Annotated in this window: 16 protein-coding genes; 3 read left to right on the forward strand and 13 right to left on the reverse strand. The window is 45.6% G+C overall.

The annotated features are described in order from the left end of the window. Window positions 1-272: 272 nt before the first annotated feature. Window positions 273-2,558, reverse strand: coding sequence for an MORN repeat-containing protein (locus tag MARGE09_RS20790; RefSeq protein WP_236985093.1), 2,286 nt, complete (start codon window positions 2,556-2,558; stop codon window positions 273-275). Window positions 2,559-2,948: 390 nt separating this feature from the next. On the opposite strand from MARGE09_RS20790, the gene MARGE09_RS20795 reads away from it, so the two are divergent. Continuing rightward, the gene (locus MARGE09_RS20795) at window positions 2,949-7,298 is read left to right on the forward strand and encodes an Ig-like domain-containing protein (protein WP_236985094.1); all 4,350 of its coding nucleotides are present in this window, start codon (window positions 2,949-2,951) and stop codon (window positions 7,296-7,298) included. A gap of 67 nt (window positions 7,299-7,365) precedes the next feature. Here MARGE09_RS20795 and MARGE09_RS20800 read toward each other — a convergent pair whose 3' ends face one another. Then, window positions 7,366-8,181 (reverse strand): PhoH family protein, encoded by an 816-nt coding sequence (locus tag MARGE09_RS20800; RefSeq protein ID WP_236985095.1) that lies wholly within the window; start codon window positions 8,179-8,181, stop codon window positions 7,366-7,368. Window positions 8,182-9,004: 823 nt separating this feature from the next. Between MARGE09_RS20800 and MARGE09_RS20805 the strand changes: the two genes are divergently transcribed. Continuing rightward, the gene (locus MARGE09_RS20805; protein ID WP_236984675.1) at window positions 9,005-10,198 is read left to right on the forward strand and encodes a transposase; all 1,194 of its coding nucleotides are present in this window, start codon (window positions 9,005-9,007) and stop codon (window positions 10,196-10,198) included. On the opposite strand, the gene MARGE09_RS20810 is transcribed toward MARGE09_RS20805, so the two are convergent. Next, window positions 10,185-12,620, reverse strand: a complete 2,436-nt coding sequence (locus MARGE09_RS20810; protein ID WP_236985096.1) for a TIM-barrel domain-containing protein — start codon at window positions 12,618-12,620, stop codon at window positions 10,185-10,187. The two genes, MARGE09_RS20805 and MARGE09_RS20810, sit on opposite strands and share 14 nt — an antisense overlap. 201 nt (window positions 12,621-12,821) lie before the next feature. Continuing rightward, complete coding sequence (locus MARGE09_RS20815) at window positions 12,822-15,536, reverse strand: two-component regulator propeller domain-containing protein (protein WP_236985097.1); 2,715 nt, start codon at window positions 15,534-15,536, stop codon at window positions 12,822-12,824. A gap of 235 nt (window positions 15,537-15,771) precedes the next feature. On the opposite strand from MARGE09_RS20815, the gene MARGE09_RS20820 reads away from it, so the two are divergent. After that, window positions 15,772-16,539: a class I SAM-dependent DNA methyltransferase gene (locus tag MARGE09_RS20820; RefSeq protein ID WP_236985098.1), complete on the forward strand. Its 768-nt coding sequence runs from the start codon at window positions 15,772-15,774 to the stop codon at window positions 16,537-16,539. Between the two features lie 97 nt (window positions 16,540-16,636). Here the strand turns inward: MARGE09_RS20820 and MARGE09_RS20825 are convergent, their stop codons facing one another. The 9 genes from MARGE09_RS20825 to MARGE09_RS20860 form a co-directional block, all read right to left on the reverse strand. Next, window positions 16,637-16,795, reverse strand: coding sequence for a YqaE/Pmp3 family membrane protein (locus MARGE09_RS20825; RefSeq protein ID WP_236985099.1), 159 nt, complete (start codon window positions 16,793-16,795; stop codon window positions 16,637-16,639). A 55-nt stretch (window positions 16,796-16,850) separates the two neighbouring features. Further along, the gene (locus MARGE09_RS21790; protein WP_420828077.1) at window positions 16,851-17,036 is read right to left on the reverse strand and encodes a DUF4112 domain-containing protein; all 186 of its coding nucleotides are present in this window, start codon (window positions 17,034-17,036) and stop codon (window positions 16,851-16,853) included. Between the two features lie 248 nt (window positions 17,037-17,284). Continuing rightward, complete coding sequence (locus tag MARGE09_RS20830) at window positions 17,285-17,584, reverse strand: DUF4112 domain-containing protein (RefSeq protein ID WP_236985100.1); 300 nt, start codon at window positions 17,582-17,584, stop codon at window positions 17,285-17,287. Window positions 17,585-18,068: 484 nt separating this feature from the next. Beyond that, window positions 18,069-19,685 (reverse strand): glycoside hydrolase family 11 protein, encoded by a 1,617-nt coding sequence (locus tag MARGE09_RS20835; protein ID WP_236985101.1) that lies wholly within the window; start codon window positions 19,683-19,685, stop codon window positions 18,069-18,071. Between the two features lie 342 nt (window positions 19,686-20,027). Further along, window positions 20,028-20,429 carry a hypothetical protein gene (locus MARGE09_RS20840; protein ID WP_236985102.1) on the reverse strand — a complete coding sequence of 134 codons (402 nt, stop codon included), beginning with the start codon at window positions 20,427-20,429 and terminating at the stop codon, window positions 20,028-20,030. A gap of 97 nt (window positions 20,430-20,526) precedes the next feature. Then, entirely contained in the window at window positions 20,527-21,723 is a 1,197-nt protein-coding gene (locus tag MARGE09_RS20845; RefSeq protein ID WP_236985103.1) for an endo-1,4-beta-xylanase, read from the reverse strand. Window positions 21,724-21,762: 39 nt separating this feature from the next. Then, window positions 21,763-22,224, reverse strand: coding sequence for a MarR family winged helix-turn-helix transcriptional regulator (locus MARGE09_RS20850; protein ID WP_236985104.1), 462 nt, complete (start codon window positions 22,222-22,224; stop codon window positions 21,763-21,765). A 186-nt stretch (window positions 22,225-22,410) separates the two neighbouring features. After that, on the reverse strand, window positions 22,411-23,721 hold the full coding sequence (locus tag MARGE09_RS20855; RefSeq protein WP_236985105.1) for a helix-turn-helix domain-containing protein: 1,311 nt from the start codon (window positions 23,719-23,721) through the stop codon (window positions 22,411-22,413). Between the two features lie 61 nt (window positions 23,722-23,782). Next, on the reverse strand, window positions 23,783-25,039 hold the full coding sequence (locus MARGE09_RS20860) for an AraC family transcriptional regulator (RefSeq protein WP_236985106.1): 1,257 nt from the start codon (window positions 25,037-25,039) through the stop codon (window positions 23,783-23,785). Between the last annotated feature and the right edge of the window lie 72 nt (window positions 25,040-25,111).

The following is a 25,111-nucleotide window of genomic DNA, read 5'->3' on the forward strand; positions in this document are numbered from 1 at the left end:
AAATGTAGCAGCCTAGTCCAGCCAGGGACTTCAATGAGAGACGATACTTTCCATAAAATGAGGTGTTAATATGACCCGTAATTGAGCCTATAGAGCTGAGTTCAAGAAAGAATCGATGAAAGCGGATTCAGGCACTATTGATGAGCGAGCGGACTCGCTTAGGCGCCGAAAGGTAAGTGAGATCTAATAATGCTGACTACTGAATCTTAATATTCCATAGAAAAAATACAGTTTTATTTAACTGTATTTTTTCTATATCGCTTGGCTGAAATTTACAATTCTTGCTGACCTTCGATCATTTCGCCATTCTTAAATCGGCAAGGCCAAACGTGGTTTTCAGATTGACTAAAACATGCACCTCGACCGGTGGCAAGATAGTTGTTATCCATTCCACCAGCAAAGATTAAATCGTTACTCACTTGCGTGCGAATATGGCCTCGGTAGGCCGTAAATTTATGCAATAGCTTACCTTCTTTAGATACTGTTACGTCCCCGTGGTGCCCACCAAGCCATTGCTGCCCCTCGAAAATTCTACCATCCGTTTTATAATAGCGATGATTATTGTGCTCCATACCCATAAGGAACTCACCTTTAGAGCGCGTAACACTGAACCCCTCCGGCCACTGCATTTCCCCGATTCCCGTCACTAAGCTGCTTTCAAAATTACCCTTATAATGAAATCCATTACTGGTCGATAGCCTGCCCTCACCTTCTAAAAATCCATCCTTCCATAAGCCTTCCATATTGCCGCCGAAATAGGATTTAAGTATGCCTTTCCCATGCGGACGTTTGTTTTTGATAGCGCCGGTATAAATAGAGCCATCTGTATACTCAATAGCATTTTCTGAAATATTTTTTACTTCACCTAACGGTATAACACGGAATTCTTGTGCTTCGACAAAAAAACGACCATAGCCTTTGGTAATCCAATTACTGTCACTCATAATTTTGTATTGTCGGCAGAGTTTCAATACCCGGTTTGCATCACCCGCTAGCATATTGACATTGATTTCATCCATAATATGGGGCGATAACGTTTTTAAACCTAAAAGTAAGCGAGCGCTATAAAGTGCCGAGGTCGCTTCTTCTAGAAATTTTTTCCTGGTTTCTGTAGCGTTGGCACCGGCAAGGCCTAAAGTATAAAATGCGCGACCATTATGGTTATCCATGCGTATGGCTTTACGCGCTAATTTACGCAGGTTAACAAAATCTGTATTCGCATCTGGGTGGCCAACCCGCAGTCGCATTAATGTTGAATCGTACTTATTGTATGCTAATAAACTAGCAATATCGGCATCATCAACGTAGGTTTCAGCCAGCACCTGCAGCTGCTTTTCAGCATCTATTGAAGAAAGTGGCTCTAATTTTCGCTTGGATTTCTCCCATTGCTCAATCTCTTTTTTCGAGAGAGTCGCCAGTATTGATTCTGTTGGTGGTGTAGGAGCAGAATTTGATGCTAGCAGGTACTCTATTTCAGCCAATTTTATTTGAGCAGACTTAGGCGCCTTTTCTTTCGCGAGTATAAGTGCCTCGTCTCGCTCTGGAAATGAATAGCTACCAAACCTGAGTATTGCTTGTGCAAGGTAAGAATAGGTGCCGGCGGTATCTAACTCTTTAATAGCCGGGTTTACCGTTGGAAATTCAATACCTGCTTTTCCAGTATCAAATCTTAGGAATTTTACAAATCGGCCACTAATATAGTCATTGATTCTTTTATCGATCGTTTCATAGCTAGCTTTAAATGCAAGGCTGAATGCATCGTCAATAGAACGACCTTGATTTAATAGAGTAATATAGCGTGCAAGTTGATCACTTAGATTCTTCTCACTTTGGAAGTAATGATATGTAACCATTGCCCGAGCATAAAATTTAAATGACCTCTTTTCGTCTTTACGTTTTTGCTTTCCAGACTCATCCCGCCGCCAGCTCATATTGATATTGGTCGTTTTAAATAAATCTTCAACATCAATACTTTCGTACCCCATACGAGATGGCGTTTGTATTGAATAGAGACGGTCGCCAATAACATCCATACTGCCAACGCTTACCGACTTACCTTTCTTTTCTATACGAAACGATGCTAAATATTCAGCAACCCCCTCGTCATACCAAAGGGGGCGAAAAGATTCACTGCCAATACGCCGAGATACAAAGTGCACATATTCGTGCATTAATATCTGATTACCCCACCCCTTAGCCTTTTTATTGGAATAATTAGCAACATTAACAATCGCAAGGTCACCGTCCAGGCCTGTTCGGAATACACCAGCCCAAAATTCGGGCAAATCTAATCGCTTAAAATTTGACTTCGATGATATCGCAAGAATTTCTAATGGCTTTGCCGTCACCAGCGGCTTACCAAGAGTATTTGTTATAAAGTAGTGAAAATTTTCCAAGTCACTCACAAGCGACTTGGCTTTTTTCGCTTTCATATCAGTTACTACAACAAAATTATCTGTGCGCAACTCAATCCAATCGTCCTTTGCAAGTTTTTCAAGCTGAAGTTCGGCATAAGAAAATGGGGACAGTACCAAAATTAACATCAGGGCTAAACGCATTATTATCCATCCGGGAAAAAAGTATAAAGTCTAACGTAATATGCAACGCCAATAAACTTAAACGACAAGCTGACTTCGATTACCGCATTAACTGTGTAGACATCTGGGGGAGGGATAACTTATAGGCTTGAGGTAAAAGGACATAGAGGAATATTCATTACTGTCAACCATAATATACCCTCACATCGCATACTGTTGTTGCCCCCCTCTATGAGCGCCTTTTGCGCCAAGTTACACGCTGCGCCTCTGACCCAGCGCACACTTTGAAAGAAAAGAGCGCTGCAGCATTACTCCAACACCGCTTTGGCGCTAGAATAAACATCTGTATGCTTTTTAATCTAATTGCTGGCAGCCCAGCAATAGCCCCTCCATCGATTCACAGCGGTAAATATGACTTCCCCTACACCTAGCCCCATCATGGGGCTTTTGTTTAGCCTCGGCCTTTTTCTTGTTACCGCACCTGCCTTCTCTCTCGATTTACAAAGCTTTAGCTGCCCGCAAGGGCAAGAGTTAAGCCGCCTTAAAGGCGAGGACTTGCGCACCATGTTCTTCACGTACCACAACGGGTATTTGATTCAAAACAGGCATGGCGGCTCGATGACGAAGGTATGGGATTTAAATGACCCGTCCGCTCCTGTTTTAGTAAACAGCTACGACAATAACCTATGGGAAGGCCAGCACACTCACACGTTTATTGGTGAAACCGAGCTTTATCATTGGTCTGGCAAGCATCAAGTTGATTTATCACAATTGCCCGCGCTAAAAGAAGCCAAACCCATTTTTAATGCCAGCGATATGGTTAATAGCTATTACCCTTTTGGCTTTTCAGATGTTGCTAATTCCTATCAATACCAACAGGTTGGGCACTTTTCTATTCACGACTTGCGCACACCGGACCAAGATAAGCTCAGTACCGTTAACGTACTGGACGATACCGGATTTGAAGGCCATGTGAATTTAATTGGCAACCTACTCATTGTTACCGGTGATAACGAAACACCCCAAGGCGTTGCCACTTACGATCTTAGCGACCCGCGCAACCCAGTATTACTCGATAGCATAAGAACAATGCCCGACGGCACTCCTTTAATTAAAGCCTACGATAGTGTGCCGGTATGGGGGCACTACGTGATTTTGGCGCAAAATGGCGATACCACCGCACAGCGCGGTGTCGATATTATTGATTTTAGTGATCCTAAAAATTTAAAACATGTTGGCCGTTTTGACTTTGAAGGGCGCACGCGCTACGCCCAATTTCAAGATCATTTTATGTTTATTGGCAATGCCAAAGTCGATATGAATACTTTTGAAACGGTAGCAACGTTTCCAGAAGGCGGTGGGGAGTACACATTACCTGTTGGCAATTTATTAATTACTGCCGGCATGCATAGGCCAGACAACGGCCGAATATGGTGCCACCAAAGCCAACCCGATAAGCAAGCACCTAAAGTGTTATTTCATAGCCCTGCCGCCAATGCCACGGAAGTACCTGTTACCAGCCGCATTGGCGTTGTTATCCCCGAGACGCTAGATATCAAAACCACCAATAATAAAAATATCGTTTTACGGCCATTGCACAAAAAAGCTTTAGCCGTCGATATTGTTAGCTCCGATCACGATGTGATTAATATTACGCCCAAAACTGTGTTAGACCACAATACCACCTACGAATTTATTATTTTTTCTAATGGCCTTAGCGATGTTGCCGGCAATGCACTCACAGAAGACTTTCGCTTTGTATTTTCTACCGGCAAAGCCGTAAGTACAAAAAGGCCACCTCAAATAACACACCTTAGCGTTAACCATGAACAATGCAATAACTGCCCACAGGTTAGCGTAGAGGCAAATGCTATAGCCCCCGATAATAGCCAGCAGTACAGCGTTAATTGGGGCGATGGCAGTAAAACTGTATTCAGTAAAGCCAACACCTTAGGCCATCGCTATAGCAAACCAGGTATTTATAACCTTCAACTTAAAGTTAAAAATTCGGCAGGGCTATACGATTATGCAACACGCAATATTGTAATAGGCAGCACCACTAACCCCGGCGGCATATCGTCCAGTACAATTATTGCCGACCGCACGAAAAATTTAATATGGAATGTAAACCCCGATAACAACAGCGTAACCGCCTTACACGCGAACAGCGGAAAAAAAATATACGAAGTTCAGGTGGCTAAAAATCCGCGGTCATTAACGTTGGATCTGCAAGGTAATATTTGGGTAACCAGCGCAGACGACGCCGCCATTACAATCATTAAAAGTACTACCGGCACCATACTACATACAATAGCATTGCCAGCAGGCAGCCAGCCGCAAGGTATTGTGCATGCCAACGCACAAAATATCGCTTATGTGGCTACCATGGGCACAGGCTATTTATACCGTATTGATACCCTGCATAAACGCATTATCGACCGTTTATATATAGGGCCGTGGCCACGGGCATTAGCCTTAACCCATGATGGTAAAAAATTATATGCCTCGCGTTTTATATCGCCAGATCACCAAGGCGAGGTTTACGCTATTGATACAACAACGTTTAACAAGGCTTCCACCATTGCATTGCATATGGATCAACATCCAGATTCCGACAGAAACGGACGAGGACTGCCCAATTATTTAATTAGCCTAGCGATAGCGCCGGATGGAAAAACACTATGGGTAGGCTCGAAAAAAGACAACCTATTACGCGGCGGCATGCATGATGGCAAGGGATTAACGTTCGAGAATTCTGTACGCTCGATAATTTCTTTTATTGATATAACCCATGATGTTGAAATTATTAATAAACGCATAGATATCGATAACCACGAACTGCCTAGCGCCATCCACTTTAGTCCAACCGGTACCATCGCCTATATTAGCTTTAGAGGCAACAATCGCATTACCGCTTACGATACACAATCACTGCAAGTGCTAGATCGCTTAACAACCAATACAACGCCAATTGGCATCACCAGTATTGACAACCACCTTTATATACATAATTACTTGTCGCGCAGCATACAAAAATCCCATTTATTTACTGGGCCACAGAAAAGTTTGGGGCCGTTCAATACGCATTGGCAAACCCAAACCGTCATTAACGAAAAATTGCACACGTCAGTATTAGAAGGAAAAAAGTTATTTAATAATGCCGACGACCCACGCATTTCACGCGACGGCTACATCAGCTGTGCCTCTTGCCATCTGGATGGTGAACACGATGGCCGCACGTGGGATTTTTCTGATCGTGGCGAAGGCCTGCGCAATACCATTGCTTTACGCGGCCGCGCCGGCACGGCCCACGGCAAGTTACACTGGAGTGCTAATTTTGATGAAATACAAGATTTCGAGCACGACATTCGCCACGCTTTTGGCGGCCGAGGTTTATTAAATGATAAAGATTTTGACGATACCATTCATACCTTAGACCAATATAAAGCTGGACGCTCTCGCGCCCTAGATGCAATAGCAACATATACGGCGTCACTAACACAATTTGGGATTAGCCCTTGGCGAAACCAGCAGCAACTGAGTCATAAAGCGCAGCGCGGAAAATTAATTTATCAACAATTAAATTGCTCTGGCTGTCACAGCGGCCCAGCATTTACCGATAGCCCCCAAGGTTTACGCCATGATGTTGGCACCATTAAGATAACCAGCGGGCAACGCTTAGGCAGTAATACCCTTAATGGTATTGACACTCCAACGCTAAAAGCCCTTTGGCATAGCGCACCTTATTTTCACGATGGTTCGGCCAATAGTTTGCTTGAGGTTATTAATCAGAAAAGCCACGGCAATGGCCAACAGCTAAGTTCCGGCGAAAAAGAAGACTTAATTGCTTATTTACTTCAAATTGATGATTTGGAAAACAACAGCCATACACCCGCAGCCACATTTAAATTAAGCACTTTAAACGCGAATCAAAACCTCGCCCCCAATGCTATTGCGCTAGGAATTGAATCGTCGTTTTCAGATATTATCGCAGTGACTTACTTTGCTAACGATAAGGCTGTTGCTACCACTAATCAGCCGCCGTTTAATACCTTGTGGCATTCAGACTCCCCCGGCAGGCAGCGCATTTACGCCAAGGCCATACACCGCAACGGCAGCGCCTCACTCTCGCCAGATGTCTGGGTGAATATTATTGGTAAATCACTTACCTGTGTAATTGGTTCCACCCAGCGCTGGACGGGCGGGTTTGTTACAAAAGATATTGTTGTGAGCAATGTCGGTGAAAACACCATGCAAGACTGGACAGTAAATATTTTATTTAGCGACAAGGTGGTATACCGTGAAGCTTGGGATACTATTGTGCAACAACAAGATGCCACCCACTTTTTAGCCAAAGGCTATAGTGACGATCGCGATTTAGCACCTGGCGAGAGCATTGCCTTTGGCTTTATTGTTAACCATGCCCAAGACACCCCCAATATTACGCCACAGTGCATTGTCGAAAATGCTGTACTACCAAAACCCATTGCCGCTAATACGCACGACGATGATATCGACGGTATTGCCAATACCCGTGACGCTTGCCCAACAACGGCCATTAATAATCGCGTTAATGCTATTGGTTGTTCCGAACAAGAGCGCGATGACGACAAAGATGGTATAGCCAATAGCAAAGATGCCTGCTTATATTCAGAAAAGGGAATGGGTGTTGATAACTTCGGTTGCAGTGCAGCGCAATACCGCACGCAATATTTACAGCAGGAGTTTAAAGCGCAGCAAAAGCATACAAGCAGCATGTGAGGCACGTGCTGCCGCACGTAAAGCCGCCATAGCGTAATAGCTTCTATGGCGGTTTACGGCTTGCTTGTTAATCCATTTCGTAGCGGTCGATAACAGCGCGCACTAAGCCGCTGCGTACAATATCATCGCGATCAAATTCATGTATCGCCACATTATTTAAACCACCCAGCCGTTTTATCGCATCGCCTAAACCGTTAGGGCCTTTAATATCGCTTTGTTTAATATCGCCATTAATTACTACTTTGCAGTTTTCACCAATGCGGGTTAAAAACATCTTCATTTGTGATGGCGTAGTATTTTGTGCTTCATCAAGAATTACAAAGGTATCTTCTTTGAAGGTTCGCCCGCGCATATAAGCTAAAGGCGCCGCCACAATACGACCATGGCGCATTAAATATTTAACAGTGCCGGCACCGAGGCGCTCGTTTAAAATATCGCGAAAGGCATCGATATAAGCAGCAAATTTTTCGTCGATATCGCCAGGTAAAAAGCCGAGGTTTTCGCCGGCCTCTACTGCTGGGCGGGTGATAATAATGCGCTCTATTTGGCCATTTTGCATCGCTTCGGCAGCCAGCGCGCCAGCGCAATAACTTTTGCCGGTACCAGCAGGGCCAATGCCAAACGTCAGGCTGCTATTTTTAATTGCGTTAATATAATCTTTTTGGGCTTTGGTGCGGGGGCGTAGGGGTTTTAGATCTTGTTGCGGAGCGTAAGCGGTAGAGACTTGCTGTCGAGCATTAAGTTCAAAGATTTCGGCGCTTTCTAAGCCCGGAAGGTTTTGGTGTTTATTGCCCTTCTTGCGTTGGTTACTTCGCCCCGAACCATGATGTGAATTTTGTGCTTGATAGGTTGCATTTCGTTTCGCGCTTGCTCGCTTGGCCATAGATTGTATTCTCCGAAAAAAATATGTAATTACCAATTAATCTGAAACTTTCTATCTTCTGACTGTGTACGTAACCTCAAAGTAATTGTATTAACAGGCTTACACTTTTAGCATTACTGCCAACTAGCACTAGCACGTTTAAATGACAAATACATGAAAGCACTAATGACTCCCACTTAATGCGCCCTGCTAGCGTATGCATCTAACAACACTGGCTGGCGTTTAAGTACTTGTTGCTGCAGCCTTAAACTGACTATGAAACAAATTTAAAAACTTGCCAAGCTTAATTTTTAAAAAAATTTATTTTTTTGCAGACAAGCGCAAAATCATCAACTAGACTGCTAAGTAACACAAACTCGCGCTATGGAATTTTAAGACTACCCAAAATTCCACACCCTCCCTACCCCCTAAAGTTCATTAAATTACCTATTATTTTTTCTGCACGAGCTGTTTTGGCATTATTTTTGACGAGCTTTAATTGAGGGTTTAGCTGCCTAAATCACTGTGCTTTCTGTTAAGGCAGGCCCTACGAAAACTGGTTTTTTATACCGATTACTCCCTTTTTTATTATCTTGCCCCAATAAAAAAGGGCGCCATAGCGCCCTTTAATGCTTTTTGCCTAGCGTTATTTTTCAATAACCACTGTATTATTTTGGCTTACCTCGGTAGCAACACTTCGGACAGTTTTAAGCACCACAATAGGCCCAAAGTAGTCATGTCGTGTCGGCAGGAAGGGAATAGAGTTTCGCTATGTTATTAGGTGTCATGGATAAATTTTGAGATAATTTGGTTTCTGACATCAAACAACCCACAAGATTTACCCATGACAGACCTAGTAAACACTATTTTCAGTTTAATGCCTAGCATCAATAAGCCTCAACGTGTATTTATGACTGGCCTGCTTGCCACATTGGTTGTATTTCACGGTCGAGCGACTTTCAGAAATATGAGTCGCTATAGCGACATGAGTGAGAAGCGATTCGCGCGTTGGTATCGACGTGGTTTTCCGTTTGCGCAATTCAACACAGAGCTTCTCTTGCATTCATTGGGGCGGTCGCAGGAAAATATTGCAGCCATTGACGCTAGCTTCATGAAAAAGTCAGGTAAAAAGACAGAGGGGCTAGGCTGGTTTTATAACGGTGCTCAAGGGGCTAGTGAACGAGGACTAGAAACGTCACTCATTAGCGCAGTGAATATTAAAAGTCATACGGCTTACTCGATTGATGCGCGGCAAACCATCGATACAGAAGGTAAAACACGCACTGATCTTTATGCTGATCATGCTGCCGATATGGCAGATGAATTGAAGCGTTTAGAGATTCAGTATCTAGCCGCTGATTCATTTTATAGCAAGTATAAATTTGTGAACAGCGTTGTGAATGCAGGGCTGCACATGGTCGGCAAGCTACGAGTCGATGCAAATTTAAAATGGCTTTATCGGGGAGAATACTCGGGCTGCGGGCGGCCCAAACAATACGAAGGGAAAATCAATTTTGAAAATGATCTATCGCGCTTTCAGTACATTGGATCCTATGAAAGTAACACTGAAATATACAGCGCCATCGCGTATAGCGTTTCATTGAAGCGTGAGGTACGTGTAGTGCTTCTTCGATCGTCGGATTCAGCTGTATCGACAAGAGCGATATTGTTCTCGACAGATAAAAATTTAGACGCACTGACATTATTGTCGTATTACAGGGCTCGATTTCAAATAGAATTTTTATTCAGAGATGCTAAACAATACACCGGCTTGACACATTGCCAATCACGCCGTTCGGAGGCCATCAATAATCAGGTCAATGCGTCATTAACGGCTCTCAATCTATTAAAAATTGAGGATAGAGATAAAAAACAAACGGCTGAGAAAACGGTCATATCGATAGCGAGCTGGAAGCGACGAAAGTCCAACCAGCATCTGCTCTCAAGAGTTTTTGAGAGGTTAGGTGTAAACCTGAAATCGATTAAAGTCTGTAATGTGTACGAGGAGCTGAGTGATTACGGGCTTATTGCTTCATAAAACTGTCTACAGTGTTGTCGGTAGAAAAACGCACATATAAAATTTTGCGCGCAGCATCTAATGCCCAAGTACCTGCAGCCGCCTGCGGCTCCAACAACGAATTAAAATCATTCACGTAGGTAAGCTCGGTATTATTGTGTTTAACCTTGCGGTAGGCTTCGTCAATCAAATTAATTTTAAGCAGATAGTTTTGCTCGGTAGGCTTGCCGCTGTATTCTCCAACACTAGCTCCCACTTCCACACGCAGGCTATCGGCGAATTTCTCGACGGCAAACTCTGTACGGGCATACTCACCACGCTGATACCCCAAACTTTCACCATCGTCGTCATGCAGTGTAAAGCGCGATTCGCCCGCGCATTTAGGGTAAATATCTAAGGTGAGTGGATCTGGGTGAACTGCCGTGTCGATGTACAATATCTCCGGCCCCATTGGAATAATCGAACCACGCTTCACATACAAAGGCACATGCTTGAGGTTTTCTACCCGCACATCCACTTTAATGGTTTGATTGCCGTTGTAGACCTTATGATTCCAATAATCGACCCATTGCTCCCCAGCCGGTAAGAACACATCCATTGCACCGCCAAAGTCCGCTGCCGACTTATACACAGGCGCCACAAGTAGCTCATCACCAAACATATACTGGAACTTAAGATGGTCCGCCTGCCCCGGGTACGCTAGCTTCATCGGGCGCGTTAACGGTATGGCTTGCTCCCAAATAACGTTGGTGTACGTGTAAATATACGGTAATAGGCGGTAACGCAGCATGCGTGAAAAGTACGAATACTCCTCGGCCATCTCACCCCACGACCATACATCTCTGGGCGTCCAGCCGTGGTTACGGGTACCGGTGGTAAAGTCGGAGAATTGAATCCAGCGCAGCGCCAACTCGGTGCTTTGCGGGCCAACCACGCCCGAGTGCCCTGGGGTATCGGTATGCAAATAAGACCAGCCCCCCATTGCACCATCGGGCCCGTATACAACGCCTTCAATACTTTGCTCTAACCCCAGCCAGCTCCCAACAACATCACCCGTCCAGTGCACAGGCATGGTTTTTTCGATATCGTCTTCGTTCGGCGGTGTTTCTTTGCCTATACCGTCTTGGTACACGCCGGCCGCATTAAACTCGCCACCTTCGGCGTTTTCGGTATTGGGCAATGTGTAGTGCCGCGCCATAAACATTAAGCGCTTATCTTCGCCAAAATGGCTGCGCATTTTGTTCCAAATTTGTATCTCGGCTTTAGAGCCACCACTCCAAAAATCTAGCCATGGCGCATCTAAGCCAGCATCCAAATGGCTTTGCATCGCGGCCATCCACTCTTGGTTGTGGCTTTCAAAACCGCCCGCATGGTAATTCATAATTACTTTGAAATTCATCGCGTGCAGCTCGTCCATCATCGCCTTAGGGTCTGGAAACTTAGCGTGGTCCCAGCGCATGTTATTGGGCCAATCCCAACAGCTAAAATCACCCACGGTGCCGCCACACCAATACATGTCTAGCACCATAATATCGGCTGGGTGCGTGTGGTCGCCGTAGGGGTTATCTAAACCGCGCAACGCACGTGCATGGTTTAAAAAGCCTTCTTGGGTATCGTAACCAAAGGGCGCCTCGGGCGAGCCATAACCCCACTGCGACTGCATAAAACCTAAACCCCATTTGGGAATCATAGGCTCTGTTTTTGGCCGGTTAAGGTTCAAGCCAACAGGGCTGGCTGCCGCAACAGCTGGCGGTACAAGCTCGCAAGATGCCGCCTCAGAAGGTACCGATGAAGCGCTCGACGAGCTCAGCAGCGCACAGCTTTCGCCCAAAGCAAGGCTAATATTATCGAGCTGAACGCCTATTGCGCTGGCGCCGAGATTAAACGTCAGCCGTGCCGTTGCATCGGTAGCATCGGCAAAAAAGCTATGGCTAAAAGCCTGGTATTGCGTGCTCAAGCTTTGCTCAATAGCACCCCCCGATAAACTCGCGTAATCCGGTGCGGCATCATCAACATTCACGCTAATATCACGCTTAGCATCGGCCTTGGCGTGGTAACACAGGGTATATTCTTTACCTGCCTCTATGGCCACAGGGTGCATTAATTGCACATCCCATGGGTTAGCACTTACTTGCGCTATAGCTACCGAAAATTCGCCATCAAAACTAACACTGGCGCTTTCAGCAAAAGCGACAAAGTCTTGCTGGCCAGCATTAAACAGGCCATTGCTGGTCAGTAATGAGGCCGCAGCCATCGCTACAGAAGAAGCGCTGGCCGCCTCACTAGCAGCAGAACTGACAACGCTCGCCGCAACCGATGAGCTTACGGGCAAACTGCTGGCAGGCTGCCCTTTATCAACAGTGCCCGTACAAGCAAAAAGCAACGGTACCGCCGCAAGCAGTAATACTGGCGACCGGCGCGTGAAGGTTAGATGGTGTGACATGGTGAGGCTCCCCTAAAGTTGTGCGGCGCAACAATAAGGTGGCCGCACTTTTATCTGTAAGTCGGCATCAGAACTCAAACGGGGTTTTGCAGCGTCCTTTGTACTACCGTACGCAGCAAAGGACAAAAAAGCGTGACACACATCACGCTAAGGGGGAAAGTGGTCCGTGCCAGCAGCAGACAACGCGCCGCAGTATTCCCCTTAACGGGGCGGCTTTGCAGCCCCAGCGCGGTATTCGCTAGGGGTAATACCGCACTCGGCTTTAAAGACCCTGTAAAAAGCCGATTTAGTATTAAAACCAGATTTCAGCATAATATCGGTCACACTGTTATTACTATCGGCCAGCAGCAAACGCTTTGCTTCTGCTACTCGGTAACGGCTGAGAAATTCCAGAAAAGTGCAATGCATGTGGCTGTTTAGCACCTTAGAAACATCCCGAGCATTTACGCCAATATGCTGGGCAAACGATTTTAGGCTTAAGCTATGATCCAGAAATAGCTGATCTTGCTCCATACCCGCCATAATTTTCGGCAGTGCCTGCGCGACTTTTTTAGGGTCTAGCGCTGGGGCTTCGCTTTGCCCCCCCAATAATTGCTCCGGTGCCTTTTGCACGCTTTTGCGTACCCGCCACGCGCCATAACCCAGCACACACAATAAAACCAATAGCACGCCGCGCAACCAACCGGCGCCCCACCAAGGCGCGCCAATAATAATCACAAGCTCACGCCCGTCGTCTGCCCATGCGCCTTGAGCACTAGCCGCTTGCACGCGAAAAACATACTGCCCTGGCGGCAAGTTGGTATAGGTGGCGCGGTTGCTAGTGCCCACGAACGTCCAGTCTTGCTCTAGCCCTTTAAGGTAATAGGCATATTGCTGTTCTTGCGGGGCAAAGTTAAGTGCCGAAAACGTTAGCGCAAAGGCCGAATGCGGGTAAGGCAAGGTGACACTTTGCGCTTGTGCCAGCGGTTGCTGTAATGGCCAATTCAAATGCCGGCCTTGGCTTAGTACTTCAAAGCTAGTCAGCGTTACAGCGGGGAATGTTTGTTCGCTGGATAATCGCTTAGGGTTAAAGCGCGTAAGGCCTTGGGTGCTGCCAAACACCAATTCACCGTTACTCAAGCGCAAACAGGTTTTGCTTTTATAACGGTTGCCGGCCAGGCCGTCTTTGCGGGTAAACAAATTAAACACGCCGGTATCGCGGTTCAGTCTCGCCAGCCCCGCTTCTGTGGCAAACCATAACCATTGTGCGTCTTCCTCTACAACACAATTAACGGAATCGCTGGGCAGGCCATCGGCTTGGCTGTAACGGGTAAAGGTTTGCGCTGCAGGGTTAAACAGCACCGCACCTGCGCGCGTTGCCAGCCACAGGTTTTGCTCGGCGTCTTCCAGCATCGCCAAAATGGCAGCGTCGGGCAAGCCCGCAGGGTTGTCAGGGCTAAAATGGTAGCTCTTTATTAGCTCGCCATTCGCATTCAGCTGCATTAAACGGCCGTACTCCCCCAGCCAAAAATTCCCATCGCGGGTTTCAACAATAGACAATGCCGCCTTCGCCGAAAGCTTGCGCCCTAGCGGCCATTTTTCACCGGCCGCCAACAACACTAAACCGGCTTGCAAGCCGACCCATGTTCGCAGTTTAGAATCGATAAAAATAAAAGCTGGCGCCGCCATATTATGCTCGCCCGTGTAGGGCGAAAACGCCGCTTCTTGCACGGGTGCTCGGCTAAGGCCTGCCGGCCAAGTGCCCATAAATACATGAGATGCATTGCTCGCAAGCGCAATAACCGGCTTAGGTAACGGCGCTACACCCGGCGCAGTATTTAACTGCGTAATAACATCGGTGTTTATATTTATACGGTTTAAGCCGCCCTCAGTCCCTACCCAAAGCTGCCCTAAAGTATCTTCCGCTACAGACAAAATATCGTGATTGCTTAAACCTTCGCCGTCAGGCCCCTGAACATAATGCTGGAAAATAGACGACCGATGTAAACGCGATAGGCCCGCAGGATAATGCCCCACCCACAAATCACCCGCTCGGCTTTTTAAAAGCGCCCGCGTATGCCGATTAACAAGGCCCGCTGGAGCGTAAGCAGAAAAGTACTCCGCTTTAACATCTTTATAAAATAAACCCGCACCGTCGCTAGCTAACCATAGGCGGCCATCTGCATCTTCGGTAATGGCGCTAATGGCCACTTGCGCTAAGGCTTGCGCGGGCTTGGCCGCCGTGCTGTAATTCTCAAGTGTTTTACTTGTTGGATCAAAGCGCAGTAAACCAGCAGTACTCCCAAACCACAGCACACCGCTACTATCTTGGTAAATTACTTTAATGGGCTGGCTAGCACTTTTATTAACACGGCTGTAATACCGAGCAACAGCGGAGTTCCGATTAACGCGCAGTGCACCTTGCTGGCCACCCAACCACAAATCGCCATTGCTATCTTCAAAGGCGGTAAAGAAAGAATCATTACTGTACTCGTTAGCGCCGCCAGCAAAGTTAAACCGCTCAAAGCGTTGCTCTGCGCTTACATAGCGATAAAGCCCACCCCCAACAAAACCCGCCCAAAGGGTGCTGTTGGAATCTTGGTAAATAAAATTAATGCTGCTTTGCGTATTAAAGTGCGTAAAGGTTTGCGTTACTGGGTTATACCGATTTAGCCCTTTGCCTGTCGCAACCCACAATTGTTTTTGCGCATCGAGCAATAACCCAGTAATAAAATGGTTGCTTAATGAACCGGCTCGCTCGGCATCGTGCCGATACTCTTTGAGCTGATAACCATCAAAACGGGCCAAGCCCGATTCACCACCAAGCCATAAAAACCCCTCGCTATCTTCCAGTATCGCAGCCACCCCGCCAATACCTGCAAGCGCAGGCTGATTCACCGGCGAAAATAATAACCCCGCCAACGAGTTACCCTGCATACTTTGCGCACAGCAAAAAAGCGGCCAAAAAAGCAGTAAAAGATGAATACCAAAACGTACCAAAATTACCCTCATTAACAATGCATCTCGTTATTTTTGTTAGCCAAACATAGTAACGAACCAGACAAAATATGCCAGATAACTTCTGCTTAAAAAGCCCGCCATAAGCTATCAAAATTATGTACCAATACCTCTTAGGTCGCTATGATGCCGCACCTTTTTTGAGTGCACCGCTATGCCGAGCAACACCTTGTATTCAGACTTATCGCATTATTACAACCTGATGTGTTGCAATATCGATTACCAAGAACAATGCGATTTTAGCCATCGGCTTTTTCAATGCTTGACCACATCCGCGACAACAACGCCAGTACGCAGCTTAGATTTAGCCTGTGGCACCGGCCCCCATGTCGAGCACTTTTTATCGCTAGGTTATAATGCCAGTGGCTTAGATATTAACGCGCCCATGCTCAGCCTCGCCCAAGAACGCTGCCCTACGGCTGCTTTCACGCTGCAGGATATGTGCGGCTTTGTCACCCCTGAGCCGCTGTCTTTAATTACCTGCTTTTTGTACTCCATGCATTACAACTACCCCGCAGAAAATTTTTGGCAAACATTACAGCAAACCTATAACGCGCTAGAGCCAGGCGGAATTTTTATTTTTGACATGGTGGACCGAGACTATATTGCTAACGATAGTGGCTATACCCACTACCTCAACAATAGCGAAGGCGATTTTTCCTTTCAGTCGCGCTGGTACGACAAAAAAACCGACGACAAACTCGACTTAGTCATCACCATTACGAAACAAAGCGGGGGGATAAAAGAGCAATGGCAGGACCAGCACGCAATGCTTGCACTTAATACAGAACAAGTCGTCACTAAACTACAAAGCATAGGTTTTGAGGTTACGGTATTTGAGCGCGATTATTCACGGCTAAAACTGTGGCAAAAAAATATGGGCAATGTCATTTTAGCCTGCGTGAAAAATAACAGCATTTAACCCTGCTTCTCGCGCCCTTAACCTTTATGGTGTAATAATTTCCGAGCATAATAATATTGGCACATTAAAAAAATCTATTTTTTAATGTGCCAAACCACTAACGCCGGGCAATAATCCATATAGCATGCACAATACCCGGAATATACCCCAATAGCGTCAACACAATATTTAACCAAAAATGTAAGCCTATACCTACCTGCAAAAATACCCCTACAGGCGGCAATAAAATTGAAAATAACACTCTAATAAAATCCATAAAATTCCCCTTGTTTTTAATAATAACCCCGAAAGATAAAATCGACTTACCAAAATTAGTGTGTCTTCTTGTGATAATACATATCTAAAATTTTCATATTCTTACTATTCGATTTCCACATAAAATCGAATAAATCGCCCACCAAAGGAATAGACCCCATAATAGAATCTAGGGCACCTCTAAAAATAGTAATTTTTGTGTGAGAGCAAGGGCAGAAGTTGCTCCCGGCAACTTTCTGCATTTCCTCCGTCCGTGGAGGTCAAGCACCGCCCGGACGACTGAATGGATTCAGGAGGTAGAGCGACGCAGGAGGCCAAAGCCGAGAGCCGCAGTTTACGTGGTGTAAATCATTCAGCGCATCCTTGCGCTTCACCCTTCGGGCAGCAAGCTGTGCAAATTGATCCTCCAATTTGTGAGGACTCGAGGACGGAGCTAATGTGCATGGATGGACTGAATACAGGTTTTGCAGGAGCGAAAACCTGTAAGCCGCTATCGCGGAAAAAGTGCATTTTTAGAGATGCCCTCTATCAAAATATTCCCCCCCATGAGCAGCAATGCACGTTTAGGCAACCCCATTCTATAAGCTTTATATAGAATCAAAGACGATAACGCCCCGCCAACGACATCACCTACACCAGGAATTAAACCAACCACACCATCAATTCCGACGCGATAGCCGCCGGGTAATCGAATACTACTATCGAGCAAGCGCGCTAAACGTAAAGTTTTGGAACGCGCTTGCAATTGCTCGTTACCTTGGCTACACAAAGCTGGAGTGCTTATCAACATAATTGCCCGATATACCTCGCAAACACTACAACCCACGTGCAGCGTAAATATTTAAATATAAATAAAAAAACATTACATCAGGCAGAGCAATGTTTAAGCCAAAGTAATAAACCTTCGCCCAAGCCCATTGCTCACGTTGAAATTTGACACAAAGCTGCAGTTTTTACAGCGTAGCGCGCGAATTTTTGTAAGCTTTACACACGAGAGATTAAACCTAGAAACCGCAGTTAAATCATCATAGTCTACGCAGCCCCTTGGCGCACTTTTTTGACTATCAACTACGATTGCTAGGTTAAATTGAAGGGGGTATCACGACAATGCTTAGCGGCATTAATACAAAAGCGTTAAATGATGCGAAAGAACAATAAAAATAAGGTAGAAACAACAAGTCCCTTTCTACACTAGGGCGTAATCGTAAAGCCTTACCCACTGAAACAAAAAAGGCTCCCGAAGGAGCCTTTAAATTATTATGTTGCCAGCAACGTTATGATTTAACGCTAACGCGGCGTAATACCAATAATAGCGAACCTAATAACATTAAGAACCAACCATTAAAGCTGCCTAACGCAACACTATTACCTGCAGAGCTGCTAGACGATGCCGCCGGTGTAGAACTCACCGCTGCTGAACTCGAAGAAACCGCTACCGACGATGAACTCACCACAGGTGCAACCGAGCTTGAAGATACAGCAACAGACGATGAGCTTACAGGAGCAGAACTCGATGCAACCGGCTCGTCGGCTTTGGTTACTAATACAGCGCTAATGGTTGCATTATCAATTGTAGATGTAAGCCTAATATTTAAACTTCCATCAGTAACACGCACAACATATGGGCCTGGCTGCCACAAAACGTCATGGCCAACTTCGCCAAATACATCAACATTGGTAAGGACTTCGTCACCCTCGATCGATACACTAAATGCACGTTGTCCAAGCTCTGTTTGGTACATTTCGGCAAAGCTTAGGTCCACCGAAACCCACTGGTTTGACAGTGGGATATCAATAGTAATGTCTTCGCCGTAGCCTTCTGTAGTAATCACCGAACTATTAGCGCCAGCTACGCTATCAGTAGTCGAATAGGGCTCTGCGCCGGTTACAAATCGATTGGGCTCGTACCAGATGTTATCCATTTGAACATCTAACCCATTACCGCCCACATTAATAGCAGCTAATACATTGTCTGGGTTTGGCTGGTGCCAACCCTCGGTGTCCGGAGTAACCACGCATGCATTACCACCCTGCTCACCCATGCCATCGCGATTTGGGTCCGCTGTAATTGAACAGCACACCGGCGTTCCATTTTGGTCGCCGCAGCTCTGTACACTACCAGGTCCTTCGCTAATCCTTAAGTTTGAGTCACCCGAGGAGTTTCGACCGTCGCCGCCGTAACCTTCAGTGGCGAGCACCATGTAGTCATGATCATTACCGAGCCGCATGCCAGCTGCCGCCCATTGATCCCAGTGCTCCTGCACATTGATAGTGCCGCTGATTTCACCCCAAGGCTTGGGTGGATTGCGCACGCTGAAAAACTGCTTAAATGTAGATGTGCCAGAGATAGAGGGTTGGTTCGTTCGTGTGCACTGCACCATATCGTAAGTCGCGCCGTCGGCCTGATAGGATCCTTTCCGGCCATCGCCTTGACCGCCACCGCCAGCAACACCACCGGTATTGCCAGTGCCACATGATGCGGGGTTGTAGGAACCGTAACTCTCGACCACGTAATACTCAACTTCTGTCGGGACCCGAGTCCACCCATAGAGGGCAAGGTATGAATTCTGGCCCCGTTGATTATTCGCGTTCTTACCTTGGAAGGTACCCTCATAACTGACTATCCGCGGACCACCGGGGTTCCAGCCCTTACCGCCTACCCAGTTAAAGACGTTGCTCCAGTCTGTAGAGTAATCACCGCCCTCGCCACAGCCGATCTGCACATTACTTTGGCTAGTCTGCCGCCAGAAAGAGTAATAGTAACCGTTATGCGTACCAACAGCGTTTGTAGCACTGTTAAGCACCCCGTTACAAGCATTCGCTCCGGGAGCCAAAAAAGCCGAAGCACAACCGAGAGCGACGCTTGCTAGTAATGTTTTTTGTAGTTTCATAATTATTTGCCTCCATGAAGACAGTGATAGCGACTTTAAAGCCATTAAACGAAGCTAACACCGTTAGGAGTATTGACCGCTTCGCCCAATAAATGCACAAACAAAATTATTGAGTCGCAAGCATAACCTGCAGAAGCACTTAGTAAACGGGCAACCACCACGAGGAAGAGGATGCAATCCACACTTTTGTAAGCATGCCAAGAAAGCACAAGGCCGGAGTTAAAAAAATATCGCAAAAAGGAGGATTTCAATATTGCTAAAGTTAATTTAATAATTAATACTCAATAATAGTCTTATTGAATAACTGAGATAAGCACGTAATAGTCGGTAATACTCAATAGACTATTTAAACTTAGCCAGAGATGTTTTTCTGCACGATACCACCGAGCTTTTGATAACGTCGCCAGCTACAATCTTCTGTACCTCTACATCCGGCACATAGAGCGTCACAAATTCCTTCTTGAGCGCCTCGCCATTGGGCGGTTTGTTATGCCCATCTTTTGAAACTGACAATATCCTTGCCGTTTGCTCAAGAACTTTTTTATCGTTGCGATAAATCACAAACGGAGTCCCTTCGGCAATACAACCAACCGCAACCGTACCCGATAACGCAACACCCTTTAAAACTAAGCCCTTTAGCTCGTTAACGCTATCGACCGTCATTTCAAAAGATACAGGAGCCTTATTGCAGCCCAACAAAAAAAGCGTAGCAAGCAGGTAAATAACAATACTTTTATTTTTCATAACGACCTTACATAAATACTATTTATTGCAAAATACTATTATCAACCTTTATGCGCAATACAGCACCTACATTTATTTAGGTAAAACGCTAGCCACCTCAAAAGCTAGATAATAACTCAGACAACAAGCCCACCGCAGGCTTGACCTGATTATTATGATCTAATAAGTACGGCTGGTTAGGTTTAGGGAATAAAAAGTACAAGTCATCCATCCAGCTGGTCGCATCGTTGTACCCCCAAAATGTAATACCTTTACATGCCGCCACCTCTAAGCATTGCTGCGCAATATCGCGATAATATTCACCTTGCGCTAGATAAGGGTCTTTGGCGCTGTTAAATAATCGCAACCGTGCCTCTAGCTCTGTTATTTCTACAGTTAAACCTAAAGCTTCAAAACGTTGCATGTAAGCTTTTAGCGTTACCGGAGGCGCTAAGTTATAAAGGCTATGTCCTTGTATGCCGATGCCATCTAATGGCAAGCCTTCATCCACTAAAGATTTAATAAGTTGATAAAAAGATTCGGCACGCTTATCGGTATAATTGTTAAATTGTTCGTTAATGTATATTTTTATTGTGGGGTCTGCTTGCCTAGCAGCCTTTAGCGCAAGCTTAATATAATCTGGCCCCACATAGCGGTAGAAAACATTCTCTTCTATATCGCCATTACCAAATAAATCGAGAACCTCATTCACCACATCCCACTCGTGAATACGGCCACGATAGTGGTCTAGCATAATTTCAATATGCTTCAGCATAAAATCCGTTAAAATACTTGCACGCTTGTGCTCAGGAAACTGCTCTAGCCATGCATCTAAATCTGGAGCCTTAAACATATCGGAAGCTTTACCAAAAACCAGTGCATGCCCTCTTACTCGAAAGCCTTTATTTAAAGCTTGATCAACCATGGCATCGGCAGAGTTAAAATTATATTTTTGCTGATCAATGTTCTCAAGCACACCTTCTAATTTTAATAAATTTTCGGGTGTTACCGAGGTAAATATTTTTGAATAATTATGTTCATTTAACTGTGTAAGAGTACGTACAGCGGCCCCTAACTCAAAGCCTTTACTTCGCACCAGAGTAGATAAATAACTATTATCAGAAGCAGTATTCTGGGTTAAATAATTTCGCTCGTAACTGCGCGGATAATATACCCACGCAACAACAAGGCAAGCACATAGCATGGAAATAGCTAATAACCATACCGCCTGCCTACGACAAATCGAAAAAAATATTCCCACAACGCTTAGCGTAGAAAGAATAATACATAGCACAAATATACCGATATAAATCATAGTTTTACCGTACTCGTGAAGGTGAATTGATGGCAACCTTTAGCGGTGCTCATCTAAAAATTGACGAATTCTATTCATTTCAGGTAATAGCTTTTGAAAAGCCTCAACACCTACCGCTTTTACAATATCGGCGAATAGCGGTGCGATTGCCTGTATCGCTTGTTGTTGCGCAGCGATGCCTGCCGATGTGATCACCACCCGCTTTGCACGCCCGTCACTGGCATCTGGCAATATTTTAACAAACCGCATTTTCTCAAGCTTATTAAGCGTATTGGTCATACTCGGGCGGCTTACTTGAAAAATATCCGCTAGAGTTGCGGGGCTTTTACTTTCATTACTACGCACCAAATGACTCAATACCCCAAAGTGAGATTGCAGCATTCCACCAGGCAAAGCTTTTTCCATTCGTGCCTGAGATAAATGCTGGATAATATGCACATCACGAAAGAATTCAAAAATCGGATCAGCCGGTCTGGTTTTATTTTCTTCGTCTTTTGTCATAACTATAATTTTTATACCACGGTAATAGAGAGTTTTATGCAGCCCCAGTCGCTACCGATTTACTTATCACGCCATAGCGCCCAACCAACCTTGCACACATATTAGTTAGCCATCTAATTAAATGCAAGATTTAGTTTTCTACCCTTTGCATTAACAATGCAACTGGCAAATTAGGGATTGAAGGAATTAATCTTTATTGGAGCTCTTATGCTTACGATATTCACTGGGCGAAAGTCCAGTAAAGCGCTTAAAGAACCGATGGAAAGCCGACTTACTATTAAATCCTGCGCGACCAATAATATCGTTAATTGCCGCATCGGCATGGTCAGCACAAGATAATAACTGCTCGGCTTCGTAGGTGCGAAAAGCATTAATAAACTCAGCAAACGAGCAATCGAAATAGGCGTTTATCAAACGGGAAACCTCCCGTGATGGCAATTCAACGGCATCGGAAAATTTGTCCACATTGAGCGTATGCTGAAGGTGTAGTTGTTTATCATCAATGCCGCTAACGATCATACCTAATGCTTCATGCTCCTCGAAATTATTGGCAGGCCTTTGCTGGCGGGGTAAATAAGAAGGCTGGCTTTGCATGCCGGTTTTTATTACATAGGGCGCGGGCACTTCCGGTACAAATACTTCCGAAGCAGGTTCTTCTGGCACAGCGACACCCACTACTGCCACCACATCGGCCACAGGCTTGGCAGGCTCTGCTGGCGCCACTTGTATTTGATGCTGCTGAAGCGGCGACAATGTACGTATCACTTTAAAACTGTAAAACAGCAGCGCATTTACCCATACTAATATCGCAAAATCATTAATAATACCTAGCGTATTTGCTAGCTCAAACGAAATATGGTTGCCCGCGATATGTACCCCTAAATTTAAACTCCACTGCGCGAAAAAGCCCCACACAAGCGCTTTTATCCAATAATGATAAGGGTATTGGTCATTGGTGGAATGCGTGCTGTACACAGCCGGCGCTTTACGCAAGGTATAAATTGCCGCTAGTGCATAAATACAGGGCACTAAGCGCATTAATGTCCACCAGGTATTAGTGCCTGGGTTAGGAAGGTCGGACTCAACACTATAAGTAATGCGTTCAATATCTAGACCATTCGTAAACGCAACAGCCAAGGCCATAGCAAAAGCCGACAAATGCAATATATGAACGGGACGAAGCTGAAACTGCGGCGTAGTTAGGGTTTGCACAAACAAAAGCAAGAGCGGCCCCTTGGCCGTAAAAGCAAAGGAGGCAAAGGCAATAACCAACCCAGCAACAGGCGCTAGCGCAGCACGCACATCGGCTTGCCACACAAGTAATATTGCGGCGGCATCCATCCCGATGGCAATAAACAGCAAACCCAGTAAATGCCTACAAATAGGGCTTGGCGTTGGCAGCGCCCGCGCAATAACGACCAACCCAAATACCAAAGCACATTGCAATGTGGCCACGATCAAAACAATGTCGATCATTGAAAAATGAATGCTCTGCATGGGGTATCTATTATCTCAGTAAGCGGCGTTTAAAATAACGTTATGAGGCAGAACAGGGTTATTACACCTCAACTCCAGTACGAGCTCTGTATTCGCTGGGGGAAACCCCAGTAAAACGCTTAAAAAATCGGTGAAACGCCGATTTACTATTAAAGCCAGACAACCGAATAATATCTACCACGGGCGTATCTTGATGCGCTGGGTCACTCAGTAATTGCTCGGCCTCCAAGGTGCGGTAGGCGTTTATGAATTCTGAAAAACTACAGTGGTAGTAGGTATTTATTACCCGCGAAACTTCTTTGCTGCTTAGCTCTAATGCACTGGCAAACTTATCGAGATTTAGTGTTGGGTGTAAGTACAATTTTCGCTCGTAAATACCCGTGCTAATCGCGGCCAGAACGGCGTGCTCGCCAGTATTAACCTGCGCACTTTGCACTTTCGGCCTGTAGGCGCTGTCGGGTAAAGCTGTACTAGCTTGCAAATCAGTGGTTGTTACCGGCTGTGCACTATCGCTATTAATTGGGCTGTCTTGCTCGCTAAGCTCGGGTGCATCGTCGCCTAATATTGGCGTCAGCGTACGCATCAATGTAAAAGCATAGACCAACAAACCGTTAACAAGTAACAAGCCTAAAAAGTCGTTGACCTTACCCATTATGTTAGTCATGCCGCTTGGAAAGTGCTGCCCTAAAATATGCGTTGTTAAAGCCATGCACCATTGAATCAAAAAGCCAAAGGCAAGCAGCTTGATCCAATAGCTGTAGCCATATTCGCCGCCAGCGTAATGCGAATCGTAAAGTGCCGCCATTGCGTGCAAAGCCATTAAGGCAAAAATGGCATAAATGGTTGGCGCTAAGCGGAGTATGGTCCACCAGTAATAGGTGCCCCAATTGTCTACATTAGCTTCTATAGGTAGAGTCAATTTAGAGGTGTCTAGCTGGTAAATCGCCACCAATACTAGCGCACTAACCAGCGGAGCCAAGTGCCATAAATGGTGTTTTTGTAACGCGTAATTCGGCCGCGTTAAAGTGCACATAAACAAATACAGCAGCGGCCCTTTGCTGGCCATAGCCAATGTTGCCACTACAATGCTCACTCCCGAAAAATCAGCAAGCGCTTGGCGAATGCCGCCGTGCCAAATAAGCAACATAGACAAAGCATCCAGCGCAATGGCAATAAATAGCGCGCCCAATACATTGCGGCATAATCGTGATGGCGCAGGCACCGCACGGGCAATCACAACTAAGCAAAACGTGAGCACGCATTCTATAATCGTGACGATTAAAAACAGGTCTGGCATGGAAAAACGAATATCAGGCATGATGTTTATTACTTTTATTGTCACGCAACATTACGGCAGAGTATAACCCAAGGAATTTCCGCCAACTATGAC

Origin of the sequence: Marinagarivorans cellulosilyticus, from assembly GCF_021655555.1 — a bacterium.
GTDB classification, from domain to species: domain Bacteria; phylum Pseudomonadota; class Gammaproteobacteria; order Pseudomonadales; family Cellvibrionaceae; genus Marinagarivorans; species Marinagarivorans cellulosilyticus.

Excerpts from the sequence above, each read along its gene's own strand:
- MARGE09_RS20790 (WP_236985093.1), bottom strand. The coding sequence starts at position 2,558 with ATGCGTTTAGCCCTGATGTTAATTTTGGTACTGTCCCCATTTTCTTAT.
- MARGE09_RS20795 (WP_236985094.1), top strand. The coding sequence starts at position 2,949 with ATGACTTCCCCTACACCTAGCCCCATCATGGGGCTTTTGTTTAGCCTC.
- MARGE09_RS20800 (WP_236985095.1), bottom strand. The coding sequence starts at position 8,181 with ATGGCCAAGCGAGCAAGCGCGAAACGAAATGCAACCTATCAAGCACAA.
- MARGE09_RS20805 (WP_236984675.1), top strand. The coding sequence starts at position 9,005 with ATGACAGACCTAGTAAACACTATTTTCAGTTTAATGCCTAGCATCAAT.
- MARGE09_RS20810 (WP_236985096.1), bottom strand. The coding sequence starts at position 12,620 with ATGTCACACCATCTAACCTTCACGCGCCGGTCGCCAGTATTACTGCTT.
- MARGE09_RS20815 (WP_236985097.1), bottom strand. The coding sequence starts at position 15,536 with ATGCAGGGTAACTCGTTGGCGGGGTTATTATTTTCGCCGGTGAATCAG.
- MARGE09_RS20820 (WP_236985098.1), top strand. The coding sequence starts at position 15,772 with ATGCCGAGCAACACCTTGTATTCAGACTTATCGCATTATTACAACCTG.
- MARGE09_RS20825 (WP_236985099.1), bottom strand. The coding sequence starts at position 16,795 with ATGGATTTTATTAGAGTGTTATTTTCAATTTTATTGCCGCCTGTAGGG.
- MARGE09_RS21790 (WP_420828077.1), bottom strand. The coding sequence starts at position 17,036 with ATGCAGAAAGTTGCCGGGAGCAACTTCTGCCCTTGCTCTCACACAAAA.
- MARGE09_RS20830 (WP_236985100.1), bottom strand. The coding sequence starts at position 17,584 with ATGTTGATAAGCACTCCAGCTTTGTGTAGCCAAGGTAACGAGCAATTG.
- MARGE09_RS20835 (WP_236985101.1), bottom strand. The coding sequence starts at position 19,685 with ATGAAACTACAAAAAACATTACTAGCAAGCGTCGCTCTCGGTTGTGCT.
- MARGE09_RS20840 (WP_236985102.1), bottom strand. The coding sequence starts at position 20,429 with ATGAAAAATAAAAGTATTGTTATTTACCTGCTTGCTACGCTTTTTTTG.
- MARGE09_RS20845 (WP_236985103.1), bottom strand. The coding sequence starts at position 21,723 with ATGATTTATATCGGTATATTTGTGCTATGTATTATTCTTTCTACGCTA.
- MARGE09_RS20850 (WP_236985104.1), bottom strand. The coding sequence starts at position 22,224 with ATGACAAAAGACGAAGAAAATAAAACCAGACCGGCTGATCCGATTTTT.
- MARGE09_RS20855 (WP_236985105.1), bottom strand. The coding sequence starts at position 23,721 with ATGCAGAGCATTCATTTTTCAATGATCGACATTGTTTTGATCGTGGCC.
- MARGE09_RS20860 (WP_236985106.1), bottom strand. The coding sequence starts at position 25,039 with ATGCCTGATATTCGTTTTTCCATGCCAGACCTGTTTTTAATCGTCACG.